Origin of the sequence: Alterileibacterium massiliense (assembly GCF_900104645.1) — a bacterium.
In the GTDB taxonomy this organism is placed as follows: Bacteria; Bacillota; Clostridia; order Peptostreptococcales; family Anaerovoracaceae; genus Alterileibacterium; species Alterileibacterium massiliense.
Map to the genome: position 1 here is coordinate 521189 of NZ_FNWE01000002.1, position 19647 is coordinate 540835.

The following is a 19647-nucleotide window of genomic DNA, read 5'->3' on the forward strand; positions in this document are numbered from 1 at the left end:
AAATTATTTATAAAAACAAAGGAGATGTGTTGATGTCTACTAAGATTATAAGAGTTCTTGGAAGAGAAATTCTTGACTCGAGAGGTAATCCTACAGTTGAAGCTGAAGTTGAACTTGAAGATGGCACTATTGCATATGGAGATACACCAAGTGGTGCATCTACAGGAATCTATGAAGCTCTAGAACTTCGTGATGGAGATAAAGCAAGATATGGAGGGAAAGGAGTTACTAAAGCGGTTAACTATGTTAATAATGAGATAAGCGAATTAATCGTAGGTAAAGAAGCTTCTGATGTGTTCGAGCTTGAAAGACTGATGCTTGATGCAGATGGTACAGGAGATAAAAGCAAATTCGGAGCAAATGCAATTCTTGCCGTATCTATTGCCTGTGCAAAAGCCGCATCAAAGTCTTTAGGTATTCCGCTATTTAAATTTTTCGGCGGCATAAATGGTTGCTCATTACCTGTTCCAATGATGAATATTTTAAATGGAGGCGAACACGCTTCAAATACAGTTGATGTTCAAGAATTTATGATAATGCCTATTGGAGCACCTAGTTTTAAAGAGGGCCTTAGATGGTGTGCTGAAGTATATCATCAATTAGGTAAGGACCTAAAGAAAGAGGGATATACAATTTCTGTAGGAGATGAAGGCGGATATGCACCTAATCTTAAAGATGAGTTTGAAGTCCTTGATTATATGATGAAATCAATTAAAAATGCCGGATATACGCCAGGAGATGATTTCGTATTTGCTATCGATGCTGCGGCAAGTGGTTGGAAGACGGATAAGGTAGGAGAATATAAAATGCCTAAATCCGGTAGAACTTTTACAAGAGAGCAATTAGTAGATAATTGGCAGCATTTCGTAGATAAATATCCTGTCGCTTCTATAGAGGACGGAATGGATGAAGAGGACTGGGATGGCTGGAAGCTCATGACAGAGAGACTTGGAGATAAAATACAGATAGTCGGAGATGATCTTTTTGTAACAAATCCAAAGAGATTTGCAAAGGGAATAGAGCTTGGCTGTGCAAATGCTATCTTAATAAAACTTAACCAGATAGGAACTATAAGTGAAACAATGGAAACAATAGAATTGGCTAAGAAAAATGGATATAATACCATTGTTTCGCATAGATCCGGAGAGACCGAAGATACAACGATAGCTGATTTGGTTGTTGCTCTTAACGCATATCAGATAAAGACAGGTGCACCTGCAAGAACTGATAGAGTTGCTAAATATAACCAGCTACTTAGAATTGAAGGTATGCTGGGCAAGAGTGCTAAGTATCCTGGCAAGGAGATATTTAAGTAGTGAAGATAAAAAGAGCAAAACATTCGGGATTTTGTTTTGGCGTGCAAAATGCCATTGACAAAACGGAAGAAGCAATTAGAAATAATGACCGCAGGACAATATATACCTGCGGTCAATTAATACATAATAAAGGTGTTACGGATTCTCTTCATGATAGAGGTGTTGACATTATTGATGATATAAGTCAGGCTAAAAATGATGACATTGTAATCGTTAGATCTCATGGAGAACCCAAAGAATTTTATGACAAAGCAAAAAAGCTTGGGGTGCATCTAATAGACGCAACCTGCGTTTTTGTATCTAAAATTCATGATATTGTATATGAGGCATATAAGTCTAATAGAACAATAGTTATAGTTGGTAGCAAAGAGCATCAGGAAGTTAAAGCTACGAATGGCTGGTGTAATTACTCAGCACATATAATTGAGGGCGTCTCAGATGCTAATAATCTACTAAAAAATATTGAGTTTAAAGACGGAGATATTCCACTGATAGTATGTCAGACCACGATTAGGCGTGAGCTTTTAGATGAAATCCTCAATATATTCAAAAAAAATGAAATTGAATTTGAGGTGAAAAACACGATTTGCAATGCAACAAGATTTCGTCAGGAAAGCTGCAAAAATTTAGCAGAGCAAGTTGATGCAATGATAGTAATTGGCGATCAAAATAGCTCAAATTCGAGAAAATTGTTTGAAATCGCAGAAAAAAACTGCAAAAATGCTTATTTCGTTCAAGGTATTTCGGATTTAGCCTTGCAAGACTTTGGAAATTATAATAATATAGGTATAACTGCGGGTGCCTCTACACCCGAAGTAACAATTAAGGAGGTTATTTCTAGGATGAACGAAGAAATCAACAAGATCGAAGAGCAAGAAGAAGAAATGTCAATGGCGGATTTTATGGAGGAGATTGATAAATCTCTCAGACTTCCGAGGACAGGTGATATCATTACAGGAACCATACATGAGGTTAGAGATGATGTTATTATCGTGAACATGGGAGTTAAGAAAGATGGAATCCTACCAAAGAGTGAGGTTGCACTGGAAGAAGGTCAGGAACTAAAGGATCTTTTCCACGAGGGAGATGAAATCGAAGCCAAGGTAATGAAGTCAGATGACGGCGATGGGGGAATCCTACTTTCAAAGAAGAAGCTCGAGATGAACGAGAATTGGAAAGAACTCAACGAAGCACTTGAAAACAAAACAAACATCAATGTTAAGCTTGTTAGGGCGGTAAATAGGGGAGTAATTGCGGAATATAAAGAGGTATCCGGATTTATACCAATGTCACTTCTGTCCGACAGATATGTAGAGAAGGCAGATGAGTTCATCGGCAAGAATGTTGATGTCAAGGTCATCAAGATTGATAATAGACGCAACAGAGCTGTATTCTCTAGAAAACAGGTTCTACTAGATGAAAAGCGTAAGCAGGTAGCAGAAATCTGGGAAAATCTAAATATTGGAGATGTGGTAGAAGGTAAGGTAATGAGATTTACCGATTATGGTGCCTTTGTCGATATTGGAGGAGTTGACGGATTGCTTCACATAAGTGAGATTTCATGGGGCAAGCTAAAACACCCTCAAGAGGTACTAAGCCTTGGAGATATAATCAATGTAAAAATTCTTGACCTAAATGAGCAGAAAGGCAAGATTAGCTTAGGACTCAAGCAGACAACACCTGAACCATGGTCACTTGTAGGAACAAAATACAATGTCGGTGATATTGTAGAGGGTAAGGTAGTTCAGATAAAAGAGTATGGAGCATTTGTTGAGCTAGAAGCAGGTCTTGACGGACTTGTTCATATCAGCGAAATTGCTAATAAGAGAGTTGAGAATGTCGCAGATGAGATGACAATAGGCAAGGTAATTAAAGCTAAAATCATGGACATTGACTCAGAAAGAAAGAGAATCAGTCTTAGCATGAAGGCATTGCTCGGCGAAGAAGATGAGGAATCAGCAGACGAAGATAAGCCTGAAATTCAGCAAACAGAATCAGAGGTAGCAAAAGCATCAGAAGCTAAAGAAGTAGAGGAACCAAAAGCAAATGAGGAGCCTCACGAAGAAGAAGTAGCTGAAGAGCCAAAGGAAGCTGAAAAGACTGAAGAATAAATCTAATTTAAGATTTGAGCGACCATGTTAAATGGTCGCTTTATTTTTTCATATATAAAAATTGGAGGTAAATAAAATAGATATTATTTTAGCTTCATCTTCACCTCGCAGATTAAAAATTCTAAAAGAAAATGGAATTAATCCAGTAGTAATACCGACAGATTCTGATGAGAGCATTCCAGATGACGCATCTTGTGCAAGTGAGATTGCACAAATTTTATCAATGAGAAAGGCTAAGAAATGCAGAAACCTTTTAAAAGCTAAAGAAGCATTAATCATTGCTGCAGATACTATAGTCGTTTGCAAAGATTTAACCCGTTTTGAAAAATTTGGAATTTTAGGAAAACCCAAATCAAAAGAAGAAGCAAGATTTATGATTCGAAATCTTCAGGGAAAATCTCATAAGGTAATTACAGGCTGTGCGGTAATCAGATGTGATTTTTTAGGTGACAAAGAGATAAGCTTTTATGAAGAAACAGAAGTCCATTGTAAGCCTATGACTGGTAAAGAGATAGAAGAATATATTTTAACAGATGAACCATATGACAAGGCGGGCGGATATGGAATTCAGGGAATATTTGGGAATTATATAGATCATATCGATGGTGATTATAATAATGTCGTAGGACTGCCAATAGATAGGCTTATTGAAGAAATAAAAGAAATCTTATAAGCTAAAACATGGAAACCAAAGCATAGAAAAAATATATGAATTAAAGAATAAGAACCAAAGTCCACAAAATTAAAGAATATAAAAAAGTAAAAAAAGAACTGATTGATAGTTAGGTTATTAAATTGGGGGTAAAAATGATCAAGGTCATAGGAATTGATCTCGACGGAACAACAATTAAAAAAGACGGAAGCATAGGAGAGCTTACAAAAGAAGCGATAAAAGAGGCAATTGATAGCGGTATAGAGGTGTGCGTTTGCACAGGACGCTCGTTAAATGCTATTCCAGAAGTAATCAGGGAGTTAAAAGAAGTTAAATATGTAGCTACTTCCAACGGTGCAAGGATTACAAATATTAATACGAACGAAACAGTCTACGAAAATTACCTTAATCCGTCAGCGGTAGATTACATCTTGGACTTGTCAATTAAAGAAAATTTGATGCTTGAAGTGTTCATGGACAATCAAGCTTATATAGATGAAAGATTATATAAAGAAATAGAAAAAAATGGTAGCAAATATAGGAGCAGAAGATATGTCCTAATATCGAGAAAGCCAATAAAGGACATCATTACCTTTGCTAGAAGAAATAAGGAAAAAATAGAAAATATTAATATTTTCTTTACAGATTTAAAAAGACTTGAAGAAATAAAACCATTAGTAAATAAAACAAAAAAAGCTACAATAACACAATCATTTCCAAATAATATAGAGGTAGGCGGAGAAAATACGAGCAAAAAGACAGCTCTCAGCTTCCTCATAGATAAACTTGGAGCAAGGCAAGAGGAATTAATGTGCCTAGGCGACGCACTTAATGACATGGCTATGATTAAATTTGCAGGGATAGGTATAGCTATGGGAAATGCTTGGGACGAACTTAAAGAAGTGGCAGACTATGTTACAGATGATAATAACAATGATGGAGTAGGAAAAGCCATTTATAAATTTGCTTTAAATAATAAAAAAGATTGAAAATCCCATAAATATTTTCCGCAAAATATTTCCCACAGAAAATTCTAAAATAAAAAATTTTTAAACTCTTATAATACTTTAAATATGAATTTAGAAACATTCGATATTTTAATCGAATGTTTTTTATTTAGAAAAATTAATCAATATTCGTATGGGATTCTTATGAGAAATAAAAAGCCTTTTTCCTGCGAAAAAAGTCACATTATAGCTTTAATTATTGATTAAAAATTTTCTAAGAATATTATTTTTATATCCAAGTATAAAGATGAGAAAAAAATCAAAGATTTAAGAGGTAAGAAGATGAATGAAAAAGGCAGGCTCGGAAATAGAGGAGAAAATTTAGCTTTAGAATATTTAAAGAATAGAGGATATGAAATTTTAAGTAATAATTACCGTTGCCATTTTGGAGAGGTTGACATTATAGCTAGAAAAGGTAATGAAATAATATTTGCGGAGGTTAAGACCAGAAGTGGAAATTCATATGGTTATCCTGAGGAAGCGGTAGACAAGAACAAAATTAAACATATAAGGAAGGTAGCCGAGGCATATATCGCTGACAATAAATTGAGTGAGATGAGTATAAGATTTGATGTAATATCTATTGAGCTAAAGCATATCGAGAACTGCTTTTAAGGGTGAGCTAAATGATTTGCAGAATTGAGACAGCAATTTACGAGGGGATTTTGGGTAAAAGAATATGGATTGAATCTGATATAAGCAATGGACTTCCTTCATTTAATATAGTTGGCCTTGCCGGCACTTCAGTAAAAGAAAGTCATGAAAGAGTCAAATCGGCGATAATAAATTCAGGTTTTCCATATCCAAGAGGCAGAATAACTATAAATTTATTTCCAGCAAATATTAATAAAAGAGGAAGCCACATGGATCTTCCTATTGCAATTTCCTTGCTCTCAGCCGAGGGAGCTATTGATATAAAAAATCTAAAAGATTTTGCAATTTTCGGAGAATTGTCACTCGACGGAACAGTGCTCCCTATATGCGGAATACTTCCAATGATATATGGATTATCAAAAAATTCGGTAAAAAAGATTATCATACCGAGCGAAAATATTGAAGAAGCCATGCTAAAAGATGACATAGAGATCATTCCTGTATCTTCGCTAAAAGAATGTATAGATTACCTAAATGGCAAACCAACTGCTAAGAGTTTATATAAAAAAATTATTAAAGATGAGGACAGCATTGAAACTATTGGGACACTTGACTTTAAAGATGTTAATGGTCAAATTGCTGCAAAGCGTTCAGCTTGCATTGCTGCTTCTGGCGGACACGGATTAATCATGATAGGACCACCGGGCTGTGGAAAGACTATGATTGCAAAGCGTATTCCAAGCATTATGCCAAAGATGAATATCGATGAAATTATTGAAACGACTATGATATATTCCGTAGCAGGCAAACTAAATGAGGATAAAAAGGTAATAAAGGAAAGACCTTTTAGAATGCCTTATCAAGGAATAACAACAGCAGGCCTTATCGGTGGAGGCTTATTTCCCGTGCCGGGAGAAATATCGTTAGCTCATAATGGAGTTTTATTTTTAGATGAATTTTGTGAATTTGATAGAAAAGTTATAGAGAAGATTCGTAAACCTATAGAAGACCATGAGGTGATTTTAAATAGGAGAGGGAGGACATATTCTTTTCCTGCGAAATCAACTCTGATTATGGCGACAAATCCATGTCCATGTGGGTACCGAGGAGATAGTAAACACAGGTGTAAATGCAGTACTTCTGAGATAGAAAGGTATAAGAAAAAATTAAGCGGTCCCATTTTGGATAGAATTGATTTACAAATATATATGGAAAGAGTTGAATTTAACGAGCTAACTGGTAGAGAAAAACAGTCCATGGGATCTTTTGAAATGAAAGAGATAGTTCTTCGAGCTAGAGAGTTCGCAAAGAAGAGGAATCAAAATACGAATAATGCTTCGCTAAAAAATGAAGAAATCCTTAAATATTGCGATTTTGGCAAGGAAGAATATGAGTTTATTAAAAAAGCATATGAGTCATTTTCGCTAAGCCCAAGGTCATTGATGAAAATTCTAAAGGTAGCTAGGACGATTGCCGATATTGAGGAAAGTAAAAAAGTAAAAATTGAACATATTTCGGAAGCACTTAATTATAGGATAACAAGCAAGGCATTTGCTTAAAGGTAAAATATATGAATAATTATAAATATGAGGTCATTGATTGCGATAGTGAAGCATATCCAAATAAACTTAAGGAAATAGAAAATCCGCCTAAAAAACTTTACCTCGCGGGTGATATTTCTCTGCTTTATACTGAATCAGTTGCTATTGTAGGCTCAAGAAAGTTTACCGCATATGGTAGAGAAATATCTCAGATAATAGCTAAGGAGCTTGCAACATCTTCGATTACTGTTGTATCAGGAATGGCACTTGGAATTGACACATTTGCTCATGAGGCGAGTTTAAAAGCAAATGGTAAAACAATTGCAGTACTTGGAACGGGAATTAACATGGTCTATCCTGCATCAAACAGAGGTCTTATGGAAGAGATATATAATAAGGGACTAATTATTAGTGAATATGAACCTGACTTTAGCGGAAGCAAGTTCACATTTCCACTGCGAAATAGGATAATAAGCGGAATTTCTTCAAAAGTAGTCATTGTTGAAGCTGGAGCTAAAAGCGGGGCGTTAATAACAGCAAATTATGCAATAGAGCAGGGTAAAGATGTTTATTCTGTACCTGGTAATATTAATAGTTATGCAAGCATTGGAACAAACGAATTAATTAATGACGGAGCTATTCCACTTATAAACATAGGAGATTTAATTAGCAATCTAGGAATAGAATATGTTGAAAATGACATTAGATTAAAAGATTTGAGCGAAGAAGAGACGAGAATAGCAAAAGTGGTAAAAGAAGCGGGAGAAATTACAGCAGATGAGATATATAGAAAAACAGGATATGAGATGAGCAAAATTAATTCAATAACAACAATATTAGAGATAAAAGGTATACTGCGAAGCTATGGGGGTAAAATATATTATGAAATATAAGACAATTCCCTAAACTATCATATATACCTATTGACAAATATATACTATGTGGTACAATGTATATAGATAAACATAGGCAATAATCTAAAATCAATAATATTAAACTAGAATAATGCAATGAATAATAAAAAAGAAAATATAACAACAAAAAGAAATGCAAATGGTAATAAAAATGAATGAAGAATGGATTTCACAAATTAAAAGGGGCACTTTAGAATATGCAATCATATTAATTCTTAGCAAAGGCGATAGATATGGATATGAATTAATTCAAATGCTCGAAGAATTTCCCATGTTAAAAACGAAGGAAAGCACAATTTATCCTCTCCTAAGAAGGCTCATGAAAAAAGGGTATCTTGAGTCTTACTGGAAAAACATGGAAGAGGGAACACCACCTAGAAAGTATTATAAGATAACAGAAAATGGAATTTTATATGCTAAAGAGCTTGATAAAGACTGGTCAAATTTAATAAATAGCATTTCCGAAATTAAGAGGGGTTAGCAATAATGAAAATAAGAAATTATGAAAATTTAAATAAAGAGGAAAATATAAATTTAAATAAGGAATTGGAAAAGTATCTGTCGCAGGTAGATCGCTACTTAAAATATATGCCTATTTCAGAAAAGACAGATATTTTAAGTGAGTTAAAGAGTTCATTTTATGAGCGAGTACAAATGGGGCAGAGTGAAGAAATGGTAATAGCAGAAATGGAATCGCCAAAAGCCCTTGCTATGAGCTATATTGGAGATTCCATTGTTAAGAATAAAGGCTTTTCATTCAAAAGGTTCATGTCGATGTTTGGATTTTATTCTGCTGCATCCATTGCTTGGGTATCAATAATACCTACCCTCGCAATTCTTACAGTTTCCTTTTTCTTTTCATCTGGCGTAAGCATAATTGCCGGAATTATGGGGGCATTAAAGGGAATTATACATATTTCGACAATTGAGAATTTGAAATTCGTATTTTTCGCATATGAGCTAAAAGGATTTCCTGCGTTGATTGCCGGATTAGCAATGGCTATAGTATTTGCTTTGCTTGGCATTCTTTGCTGGAAAGCTACAGTTTACATAATACATATTCTTAATTCCCAAAAGTGGAAACTAAAGCATAATTAAATAAGAATTATTCATCAAAATTTTCAGAAGTTGCGAGGTCAAATATATCGGTAACGGAAGAATCAGGCTCAGGAGTAATGAGTGTTACCACTATTGAAACCAGTGTTCCGAATATAAAGCCCGGTATGAGTTCATATATTCCAGTGCTTTTGAAAAATAATAGCCATAAAATATCGGCAGCAGCTCCGGCAACAACTCCGCTGCAAGCAGCAAGGTAATTAAACCTTCTCCAGAAAAGAGATAAGAGAATTACAGGACCAAAGGCAGAGCCAAATATTCCCCATGCGTTTTCAACCATATCCATTATAGCCTGTGCACCAGAGCCCTTTGATGAAGCGATGATATATGCAACCACTGATATTAGTATGACTGCAAGGCGTCCTACCCATAGGACTTCCTTGGCACCTGCATCTTTTCTTATTAAAGGTTTATATATATCAGAAGCAAAAGAGCTTGAAGCAACAAGAAGCTGTGAATCCGCGGTTGAAACGGAGGCTGCCATTATCGCAGCAAGCAAGAATCCAGCTATGGCAGGAGGAAAAAATTTCCTAGCCATTACTATAAAGACTGTCTTTTGCAATCCATTACTTAGAAGTTCTTCGGCAACAATCATTCTTCCGAAATATGCAATCAGGCAAGCTCCCATAATTGATAAAACGACCCATACGATTGCTACGACAGAAGCTTTTTTGACCATGGAAGGCTTTTCAATCGACATAAATCTAACCAAAATATGAGGCATACCGAAGTATCCAAGACCCCAGCCAAGTCCCGATAAAATATCTTTCCATGAGGCAGAAAAAAGCCCTGAGCCAAAGTCACAAGTTACAATATCTCCTGCAGCATCTTTATATGTATAAACATTTTGAAGCACAGATGTGTCTAACTTTTGAGTGCAAACGACGATGATAGGAATTGCGAGAAGTGCAATCATCATAAGTATTCCTTGGAAAAAATCAGTCCAGCATACAGCCTTAAACCCGCCTAGGAAGGTATATCCTATTATTATAAGTGCAAATATGATCATTGATAATTTTTCGCTCATAGATGGAAAGAGCAGTGTAAATACCGAAGTTCCCGCAACGAAGGCAGATGCGACATATACTGTGAATGCTACAAGGAAGATAATTGCACAAATGATCTGAAGGGTTTTACGCTCTGATGCGAAGCGATTGGTTAAATATTGAGGAAGCGTAATTGAATCGCCGGCAGCCTTGCTAAAGAGCCTCAGCCTTTTTGCACAAAATATCCAGTTGCAAGCTGTACCTAGGGCAAGACCGATACCAATCCATATTTGACCAAAACCAAATGCAAGTATTGAACCAGGGAGTCCCATGAGTAGCCATGCTGACATATCAGAAGCCTGTGCTGACATTGCCGTTACCCAGTATCCCATGCTCCTGCCACCGAGGAAGTAATCTTCCTGATCCTTATTACTTCCATTGAAAAAGAATATAAGGCTCACGAAGAATAGAAGTATAAAATATCCAATAAATACAATTGTTTCAGAATTAAACATATCAAAAGCTCCTTTTATAAACTATGCGTATGATAACATGAAAATATATCATATAAAATACTGACTAAAGTATATATTTTAGCTTTAAAAATTTTAAAAAAATCATTTTAAAAAACCAAAACAATCAATAAAAGCCTTGAAAATTAAACAAAAATTTATTAAAATCAAAAATATAAGTTATCGACCTAAGTTTATACTTTAACTTATAATAAATAGATAAATAATGACTTACAGGAATTATCAATGAAGAAAAATAATAACCAAATTAAGAGCAATATAGTATCTTCCGCTTGGGAACTCTTCTACAGGTTCGGATATGATAACACTACAATTGATGACATTGTTCATCATGCCCATGTGTCCAAGGGTTCATTTTATTACTATTTTTCTACCAAGGCAGATTTGCTGGAATCTCTTTCATATCTTTTTGACAGGAAATATGAGGAACTCATGGAAAATATGCCGAAGGGACTTTCGCCAATAGAAGAACTTCTCCTTTTAAATAAGGAGCTACTTATAATGATTGAAAACACAGTGCCTGTCAGCCTGCTTTCTCAGCTTTTTGTATCACAGCTAGCATCCAGCGGAGAAAAACACCTGCTCAATCCGGATCGTTCGTATTTCAAGGTTATCAGGCAGATAATAATGGATGGAAAAGAGCAGGGAATATTCATAGATGAACTGACGGTAAATGATATAACAAGGTCTTATGCAATGTTTGAAAGGGCAATTTTATACGATTGGTGTCTTTTTAATGGAAATTATTCTCTTTATCAATATTCAAGAGAACAGCTCAAAGTTTTTTTAAATGGAATGACGAAAAAAGGTTTCTAATAATTTCTAAATGATTTAAACATACATTTTTTATTATATGCCAATGGTGAAAATCCTATTTTTTATTCTTTGCCAGAAGAACATAGGTAATCTGATGTGGATTTTATTTTGGAAGAAATGTATAACATCAAAAGTTTACAGGAGTCAATGGAACATGCTGATGAATGAAAAAACAAAATCAGAACCATGAAACAAATTCTGATTGATGTGGTAATAAATGAGTGAAATAAAATGATTTACGAACCCGAAAATCTAAAAAATATAAGAGCAATATATGAAAAAAGAGATAAATGGCTTATCCGATTAGCCTTTATATTTTGGGCGGTACTGCTATTTATTTATGTGAACATAGTAAATCCCTATGTAAAATCAACAATTGGTTTTTTAGGCATTGTCTTTGGTGGTATTTTCGTTACTTCTATTGTTTATTTCTTTACCGTATCCTTTATTTTAATGCGTAGAGGACATCAGTTTAGAAAAATGAATAATGATATTGTAAAAGAATATCAAGAAAACAAAAACGGAGAACTCTTTTTAGAAAAACTTCTTGCAATGGATATGAAGCCTAAAGATATGAAAGATGAAATGACATGGTATCTTAATATTGCAACTGCATTTAATGTATTAGGCAAACGAAATGAATGTATTGCTTTGTTTAAACAACTAGAAGAAGTTGCAACAGAAAAAGAAAAAGAATATATTCAAAATAGCATCAAATTTGTGCAAGAAAAATCAGAAAAAGACGATACTAATTAAGTGTTACAATAAAATTAAGAAAGACGGGAGATGGTCAGATATTTTGTACTATATCCCATCTTATTTTTAGCGTCATATCAAAGCTCGTTCAATCGTGGTAAATTCGTGGTAAAATAAATAGTTTTCTATACTTTAAAATGCTTAAAAATATAGTATTTATGCGAATAATTGAAAATCAGGTATATAATTTCTTTCTAATTTCTAATAATTTTTAAAAATGTTTAAAGAATTTCAAGGAGGATAAAGATGCTTAAAGATGGCAAGGTGTGGATTGGTAACAACGATAAGGGAGAAAATATTTCAATAATTCCTAAGATGGCACAAAGACACGGGCTAATCTGTGGAGCAACAGGAACGGGTAAAACGGTTACTATCAAGGTTATGGCGGAAAGCTTCAGCGAAATGGGAGTGCCTGTATTTATCGCTGATGTGAAAGGTGATGTTTCGGGGCTTGCTTCTATGGGAACGATGAATGAAAATATTAAATCTAGGATTGAGGAGTTTGACCTAGAAAATAATGGTTATGAGATGAATGGAAGTCCGGTTGTCCTATGGGATATATTTGGTAAAAATGGTATCCAGCTTAGGACTACAATATCGGAGATGGGACCTCTGCTTCTTTCAAGAGTCTTAGATTTAAATGAGCTACAGAGCGATATTTTATCAATTGTCTTTAAGATAGCTGACGACAATAAATTGCTTTTAATAGATACAAAGGATTTGAAATCAATGCTCGCCTATGTTGATAAAAATGCAGATAAATTTATTGCTGACTATGGCAAGATAAGCAGTGCTTCAATCGGAGTTATAACTAGAGCAGTTGTTTCGCTTGAAGTTGCTGGCGGAGATATTTTCTTCGGAGAACCGGCACTCAATATAACGGATTTACTTGCTCTTGATGGGGGCAGGGGAATAATAAATATTTTGGATAGCTCAAGCATAATAAATAATAAACAGCTCTACTCGGCATTCATGCTATGGCTATTATCTGAGCTATTTGAAACGCTCCCTGAAGTTGGTGATGTAGATAAACCAAAGATGATATTTTTCTTTGATGAGGCACATCTTCTTTTTTCAGGTGCGTCGCAGGTTCTGATAGAAAAAGTTGAACAGCTCGTTAAGATGATTAGGTCAAAAGGCGTTGGTGTATATTTTTGCACTCAGAATCCTAGTGATATGACGGACGGAGTGCTTGCCCAGCTTTCAAATAGGATTGAGCACGGACTTAGGGCATATACGCCTAAGGAGCAAAAATCAGTAAGGGCGGCAGCAGATTCATTTAGGGAAAATCCTGAATTTGATGTTTATGATACAATTTTAAATCTTGGCACTGGAGAAGCTGTAATATCTTTTCTTCAAGAAGACGGAATTCCTTCAGCTGCAGAAAAGGTTAAAATCCTGCCACCTAGATGCTCATTTGATGCAATTTCTGCTGAAAAAAGGGATTCAATTATAAAAGGCTCCGTTTTATATAGTAAATATGCAAATGCCATTGACCCTGAGTCAGCTTATGAATTTCTTAAAAGGCAGGGAGAAACTGATTTGGCAAGAATTGAAAAGGAAAAATTGGATAAGGAAAAAATTAAAGCAGATAAGGCGAGCGAAAAAGCCAGAAAGAGGACGGCAGGTAAGATTGGCAACTCAGTCGCTGGTACAGTCGGAAGAGAGGTTGGAAGAACCATAGGTGGCACGATGTTCGGTAGATTTGGAAGAACTCTTGGTGGCAATCTTGGTGCAAGTCTTGGCAGAGGAATCTTAGATACCTTTTTAAAAAAATAAAATTTATAAAATAAATGATAATAAAGAAATAAAAAGTTAAAATATAAAAACAATAATTATTTAAAATCGAAAATCAAAAATAAACAATAAAATAAAGGTAAAAATCAAAAGATTATAAGTTCTTTTAATATAAATTAAGAGTAGGAAAGGAAATATTAGAGATGAAAAAATTTGTTATTGAGATGGAAAATGGGAATAAGATGGCTGGAGAACTATATGAAGATATTGCTCCGGTAACAGTAGCTAACTTTGAGGAGCTTGCAAATGACGGCTTTTATGACGGGCTTATATTCCATAGAGTTATACCGGGATTTATGATTCAAGGTGGCGATCCTCTCGGAAATGGCACAGGCGGACCGGGATATGCAATTAAAGGTGAATTTAAGAGCAATGGGTTTGATAATAATCTAAAGCATGAAAGAGGAGTTTTATCAATGGCTAGATCTATGAATCCTAATTCTGCAGGCTCGCAATTTTTTATAATGACCGATGATGCACCTCACCTAGACGGAATGTATGCCTCTTTTGGCAAGGTTACAAGCGGAATGGAAGAAGCGGACAGAATTGTATCAGTTGATAGGGATATGATGGATAAGCCTAGGGAAGATCAGGTGATAAAGCAGGTCAGGGTTACGGAATAGAGAAAGACTTTATTTATAGCGGTGGATAGCGGTGGCAAGGTTTTAAAATAGCAAAGAAAAACCAGACAAGCGAGGATTAAACATCGTTGACAATTGTGCACAATTTAATATAATGAATATCTAGAAGTAAGCATCTAGATTGAATAATGTTGAATTAATATAAGGTTTATCAGCAATTGCTGAAAAGGAGGTAAAAATGGCTAAATGGGTATGTCAAGTATGCGGATATGTTCACGAGGGCGATTCTGCTCCTGAATCTTGTCCACAGTGCAAAGCTCCAGCTTCAAAATTTTCTAAGCAGGAAGAAGGCGAAATGCAGTGGGCAGCAGAGCATGTTCTCGGCGTAGCAGAGGGTTCAAGTGAGGATATAATGGAAGACCTCAGAATGAATTTTAATGGAGAATGTACAGAAGTAGGAATGTATCTTGCAATGTCAAGAGTTGCTTTTAGAGAAGGCTATCCTGAGATAGGAATGTACTATAGACAGGCTGCTTTTGAAGAGGCTGATCACGCATCAAGATTTGCTGAGCTTCTGGGCGAAGTTTTGACAGATAGCACAAAGAAAAATCTTGAGCTAAGAGTTGATGCTGAGAATGGTGCTACAGCAGGAAAGTTCGACCTAGCTAAGAGAGCTAAGGCTGCAGGACTTGACGCAATTCATGACACAGTTCATGAGATGGCAAGAGATGAGGCTAGACATGGCAAGGCATTTGCAGGACTTCTAAAGAGATATTTCGGCTAAAAGATTATCTAAAAATATAGATACAAGAAATTTTTTAATAAATGTGAAATTTAATTTTGACATTTAGAAGTTTAGAAGAGTAGTATTTTTACTGATTGAAATTTCTAAATGAACATGTTATATTTTCGGTACATAATGAAGGTGTCCTTCTACCATTAAAGTAGGAGTATTAAAGTAGGTGTCTCACTACCTATATCCCAAAGGTGAAACATTAAAGCGGACAGAGAGGGTAAAACCTCTCTGTTTTTTTAGGAGAATGGACATTTGTACCAAACAAGCACAATGTAACATATGAGTACAAGAGCGGAACTGCAGGAATGGACATACCTGACGCACTAAAGGATAAAGCACCAAGCAAAGTAACAGGCAAGGTGAAAGGTGACAAGGTAACATCACCAGTGCCAACAGGAAAAGACGCAGAATTTAGAGATGAAGCTGGTAAGGGAACATGGAAGTTCAAGAGCTACGACAAGAGCGAAGTAACGATAGATAACAAGGACGAACATGTAGTTGGAACATGGGTATTTGAAAAAGACCCAGCACCAAAGACCTACAAGGTAACGCATAAGTTTGAGAGTGAAGATCCAAATGTAGAGCTACCGGATGCTGTAAAGAAATTACAACCAAGCGACGAGACAGGAAAGGCAGACGGAAGCAAGGTAACTCCAACATAGCCAAATACAAAGAAAGTAGAAACAAATGAAGGAACTATTTATACCGATGCTAAGGAAGATGCTATAACGGTAGAAAATAAAGATGAGCAGTCAATGCTTAAGATAGGCAATTTAGTAATCTCATCTGACAAAGGCAAGATGGCGGATTCAGTGCTTAATAAAAATGTAATAAAGGTCAGAAAACTTGGTGACGAAATGATTTCATATAAGTTTGAACCTGAGGCTAATGATTTCAAGCTTACTTTTGTAAAAGACGGGTATCAGATAGTAAAGAAGAAGTTTGATAAGGATAAAGACGATGCTAGGCAAAACGAAAAACTTCGCCCATCGACAGGAGATAGTACTGATATAACCATAGGTTTATTGATTATTCTTTTGTCAATACCTTTTATTTCAAAATTAAAAAGAAAAGAGAGATAAAAACATATTAAAATTTAAGATATTCGATAAAAACAGCTGAGACAATATTTCGGCTGTTTTTATTTTTCAGTATTTAATCTTATTTTAAAAACTTAAATTGCTATATAGAGGACTATTTTCGTTTGAAAAGCTTTGCGATTAATACTAAAATTTAGATAGATAAAAACAGATAAAAATAAATAGAATAAAGGTTGAAAATTTAAATACCAATTAAATACCAATTTATAATACTTATTTAAGGAAGGCATATTTGAAAATTACAAACAAATTAATAAAAACGAAAGGAGATTAATCGATGGCTAATCAAAAAATTAAGAGGACGAATAGGTTCGGAGGGGTGACTTATAATATTGTAAAGCATATAGGCGTTGTTGCTAAATACAAGAGTGGCTGGTCTAAAGAGCTTAATATTGTCGAATGGAATGACGGACCGCCTAAATATGATTTGAGGGACTGGGATAGTGAGCATGAGAATATGGGCAAAGGGCTCACCTTTGTAAAGTCAGAAGCAAGAGAGCTCGCGAGGCTCTTAGAGGAAAGCTTTGACCTTGAAGATATTGATAAAATACCTGAAAAAATTGACAAGATGAAATAGGAATAATGACCGCTATATATTAATTTGCCAGAATTTCATTAATCATAATTTTAAATGCTTAAATTTTTGTTTCTGCCTTTACTAAAACTTATATATCAAAAGATTTTCAGTTAATTATATAAAAAAGCTTGATATATATATATATATATAATGGAATAAGGAAAATATTGCTACTGATAAACAAGATATATAAATTATAGGAAGGAATGAGAAAAGTGAATGGTAAATTAATTGGCAAATTAAATGTATTTGCACTTATAATCACAATCTGCCTAGCAATTCTTTTTAGCGGATTTACTGATTTCAATCAAGTTCATGCTGATGAAACTCAGGATGTGGAAGTAACAAATCTTGTAGGTAGAATTGGTGGAGGTGAAAGTGTAGGTTTATCTTTTAATTTAAAGATAAATCGTAGAGTAAAGCAAGGTGAGGAGATAGTTTTAAACCTTGGATATGATAAAGTTGATAAAAATGACGCTTTATATTTTAATCGAAGTTCATATGGTGAAATTAGCATAAAGAAGAATGATGGCTCAAAAGATATAATAGGTACAGTTATGGCATATGGTCATTCTAATGTTATTAAGTTTATTTTTAATAAAAAGGCGGAAAATTATGATGTGATAGATATTGATTTATCTTTTCCTCATGTTATTTACGATATAACTGCGTTTTCAGGAACAACTTCAAATCTAACACTAAAATTACCATTTTATTTAACTATGGATGGCAAAAATATTACAAAAAAAGAGGCATTTGTAACCAGAGTCTATGAACCATATACGAAAATTACTCAGCTTAGCAATGGATTTATTAGCCGAGATTTAGAATCATTTTTTTATAGTGTTTATGTTGGACATAATGCCAAAAGCGGTGATATTATAGTTGAGTATCCAAATGAGCTCGTAGCCAATATTGATGGTATTAATCTTATGAACTGCAATTGTTTTACTATAAAAAAGCCAGATATAAATAATACTCTGATTAAAGCAAGAAAACTTACAAAAGTAGATGATAATTCATTATCAATTAAAAAAATAGATGGCAATAAAGTTGTAATACATTTTGATAAAGACAAATATAAATCAGAAGATATTGAAGGTATTACAAATATAGTGTTTAAATATAAAGATGGATTTTCATATCAAGATGATCCCGCAAGAATTATTAAAATAGATTATACTGGTATTGGCGGAGTTATCAAAGAAGAAATAATAAAAAAAGCAGTAATTAATACCGGAGGAACAGGCACTATACTTGATGTTAGCAAGTATCAGCCTGAGGCAAGCCCTATTACAGTTCACAAGGGAGATGAGCTTAGCAACAAGATGATTACAGACCATGTAATTATCAAAGATAAAGACGGAAAGACTGTTAAAGCTGAGGACATCAATGCTACCAAGACAAGAGTAGATAATAATAAGATTGATACAAATACTGTCGGTAATTACAAGGCGACTGTGAATGTTGAATACAAAGACGGAAGCACAGAAAATGTTACAGTTCCTATTAAGGTAATTGACAATGTAATACCTAATCTTCCTGATGAAAATGGTAAAAATCCAGAAAAGCCTGATGGATATGTGACGGTAACGATGAATGCAGGTCAGCATGGTATGCTTGCAAAAGGCGAAGCAAAGGAATATTTTGTAAATCCTGAGAAGGTTGTCACAATACCTGCAAAGGACGCAATTGGTAAGCTAGGTTATAAGTTCAGCAAATGGGATAGTCCGCTTAAAGCACAATTTAAGAATGACAAAACCATAAATGCGAAATATAAACAGCTTCCAGATGTAATACCTAATGTTCCTGACCATAATGGTAAAAAGCCTGAAAAGCCTGACGGTTATGTAACCGTAGTTGTTGACCCTGGTAATAATGGTAAGCTTGATCCAAGAGATGCAGGTGAATATTTTGTAAATCCAACAAAAGAAGTAACAATTCCTATTCATAATGCAGTTCCAAATGATGGATACAAGTTTAATAAATGGAGTCCAAGCAAGACTGGGCATTTCGACCATGATATGACTATCAAAGCTAAATATCTTGCAAAAGGTAATGCTAATAAGCCACAAACAGGAGATAATGGAATTGAAATTCCACTAGCTGTACTTATTTCAACTATAGGCATGGCATTTGTAGCAGTTAAAACTAAGAAGCATATTTAGCAGGCAAAATTTTCCCTATCTGATTATCAAAATAATTATTAACACTAATATTTATTTGATGATTAGTTAAGATACTAAATCTGAAAGAAATTAACATAATATATCAAAATATCAGATATTAAGACTAAGCGATGATGAGAGGGCTTTAAGTAAATTAGCAAAGCCACCTCGTCATCGTTTTATTATTTAGCATTTAAAAAATAAAAGTGCTCCTATTTTAATAAATGTGAAATTTAATTTTGACATTAAAATAAAAAGTGCTCCTGCATATTATTAAAATTTGGGG

The 19647-nt window shown here is 34.5% G+C and carries 18 protein-coding genes and 1 pseudogene; 18 read left to right on the plus strand and 1 reads right to left on the minus strand.

Going from position 1 to position 19647, the window contains the following annotated elements:
• The first annotated feature begins 32 nt into the window (after positions 1-32).
• From eno to BQ5371_RS04295, 9 genes are all read left to right on the plus strand, one after another.
• Positions 33-1316 carry a phosphopyruvate hydratase gene (eno, locus tag BQ5371_RS04255; RefSeq protein WP_071132681.1) on the plus strand — a complete coding sequence of 428 codons (1284 nt, stop codon included), beginning with the start codon at positions 33-35 and terminating at the stop codon, positions 1314-1316.
• Positions 1316-3427 carry a bifunctional 4-hydroxy-3-methylbut-2-enyl diphosphate reductase/30S ribosomal protein S1 gene (locus BQ5371_RS04260; RefSeq protein ID WP_071132682.1) on the plus strand — a complete coding sequence of 704 codons (2112 nt, stop codon included), beginning with the start codon at positions 1316-1318 and terminating at the stop codon, positions 3425-3427. Before eno ends, BQ5371_RS04260 begins: the two co-directional genes overlap by 1 nt.
• A gap of 61 nt (positions 3428-3488) precedes the next feature.
• The gene (locus BQ5371_RS04265; RefSeq protein WP_083377424.1) at positions 3489-4100 is read left to right on the plus strand and encodes a Maf family protein; all 612 of its coding nucleotides are present in this window, start codon (positions 3489-3491) and stop codon (positions 4098-4100) included.
• A gap of 134 nt (positions 4101-4234) precedes the next feature.
• Positions 4235-5068 (plus strand): Cof-type HAD-IIB family hydrolase, encoded by an 834-nt coding sequence (locus BQ5371_RS04270; RefSeq protein WP_071132683.1) that lies wholly within the window; start codon positions 4235-4237, stop codon positions 5066-5068.
• Positions 5069-5368: 300 nt separating this feature from the next.
• Positions 5369-5701 carry a YraN family protein gene (locus BQ5371_RS04275; RefSeq protein WP_071132684.1) on the plus strand — a complete coding sequence of 111 codons (333 nt, stop codon included), beginning with the start codon at positions 5369-5371 and terminating at the stop codon, positions 5699-5701.
• A gap of 11 nt (positions 5702-5712) precedes the next feature.
• Positions 5713-7239, plus strand: coding sequence for a YifB family Mg chelatase-like AAA ATPase (locus BQ5371_RS04280; protein ID WP_071132685.1), 1527 nt, complete (start codon positions 5713-5715; stop codon positions 7237-7239).
• A gap of 11 nt (positions 7240-7250) precedes the next feature.
• Positions 7251-8114, plus strand: a complete 864-nt coding sequence (gene dprA / locus BQ5371_RS04285; protein ID WP_071132686.1) for a DNA-processing protein DprA — start codon at positions 7251-7253, stop codon at positions 8112-8114.
• Positions 8115-8274: 160 nt separating this feature from the next.
• Positions 8275-8616, plus strand: a complete 342-nt coding sequence (locus tag BQ5371_RS04290; RefSeq protein ID WP_205408028.1) for a PadR family transcriptional regulator — start codon at positions 8275-8277, stop codon at positions 8614-8616.
• Between the two features lie 5 nt (positions 8617-8621).
• The gene (locus BQ5371_RS04295) at positions 8622-9233 is read left to right on the plus strand and encodes a DUF1700 domain-containing protein (RefSeq protein ID WP_071132687.1); all 612 of its coding nucleotides are present in this window, start codon (positions 8622-8624) and stop codon (positions 9231-9233) included.
• Between the two features lie 7 nt (positions 9234-9240).
• On the opposite strand, the gene BQ5371_RS04300 is transcribed toward BQ5371_RS04295, so the two are convergent.
• Positions 9241-10752 carry a sodium/proline symporter gene (locus BQ5371_RS04300; RefSeq protein ID WP_071132688.1) on the minus strand — a complete coding sequence of 504 codons (1512 nt, stop codon included), beginning with the start codon at positions 10750-10752 and terminating at the stop codon, positions 9241-9243.
• Positions 10753-10995: 243 nt separating this feature from the next.
• On the opposite strand from BQ5371_RS04300, the gene BQ5371_RS04305 reads away from it, so the two are divergent.
• The 9 genes and pseudogenes from BQ5371_RS04305 to BQ5371_RS04345 all read left to right on the plus strand — a co-directional run bounded on the left by BQ5371_RS04305 (position 10996) and on the right by BQ5371_RS04345 (position 19361).
• Positions 10996-11586: a TetR/AcrR family transcriptional regulator gene (locus tag BQ5371_RS04305; RefSeq protein WP_071132689.1), complete on the plus strand. Its 591-nt coding sequence runs from the start codon at positions 10996-10998 to the stop codon at positions 11584-11586.
• Positions 11587-11817: 231 nt separating this feature from the next.
• Entirely contained in the window at positions 11818-12342 is a 525-nt protein-coding gene (locus tag BQ5371_RS04310; RefSeq protein ID WP_071132690.1) for a hypothetical protein, read from the plus strand.
• A 246-nt stretch (positions 12343-12588) separates the two neighbouring features.
• Complete coding sequence (locus tag BQ5371_RS04315) at positions 12589-14121, plus strand: helicase HerA-like domain-containing protein (RefSeq protein WP_071132691.1); 1533 nt, start codon at positions 12589-12591, stop codon at positions 14119-14121.
• A gap of 161 nt (positions 14122-14282) precedes the next feature.
• Positions 14283-14762, plus strand: a complete 480-nt coding sequence (locus tag BQ5371_RS04320) for a peptidylprolyl isomerase (protein WP_071132692.1) — start codon at positions 14283-14285, stop codon at positions 14760-14762.
• A 196-nt stretch (positions 14763-14958) separates the two neighbouring features.
• Positions 14959-15504 carry an NADH peroxidase gene (locus BQ5371_RS04325; RefSeq protein ID WP_071132693.1) on the plus strand — a complete coding sequence of 182 codons (546 nt, stop codon included), beginning with the start codon at positions 14959-14961 and terminating at the stop codon, positions 15502-15504.
• A gap of 284 nt (positions 15505-15788) precedes the next feature.
• Positions 15789-16178, plus strand: a pseudogene (locus BQ5371_RS04330) (SHIRT domain-containing protein); the annotation flags it as partial.
• Positions 16179-16271: 93 nt separating this feature from the next.
• Entirely contained in the window at positions 16272-16598 is a 327-nt protein-coding gene (locus BQ5371_RS04335) for a hypothetical protein (protein WP_071132695.1), read from the plus strand.
• 295 nt (positions 16599-16893) lie between these two features.
• Positions 16894-17193, plus strand: a complete 300-nt coding sequence (locus tag BQ5371_RS04340) for a YdbC family protein (RefSeq protein ID WP_071132696.1) — start codon at positions 16894-16896, stop codon at positions 17191-17193.
• A gap of 206 nt (positions 17194-17399) precedes the next feature.
• Positions 17400-19361, plus strand: coding sequence for a Rib/alpha-like domain-containing protein (locus tag BQ5371_RS04345; RefSeq protein ID WP_071132697.1), 1962 nt, complete (start codon positions 17400-17402; stop codon positions 19359-19361).
• The last annotated feature ends 286 nt before the right edge of the window (positions 19362-19647 follow it).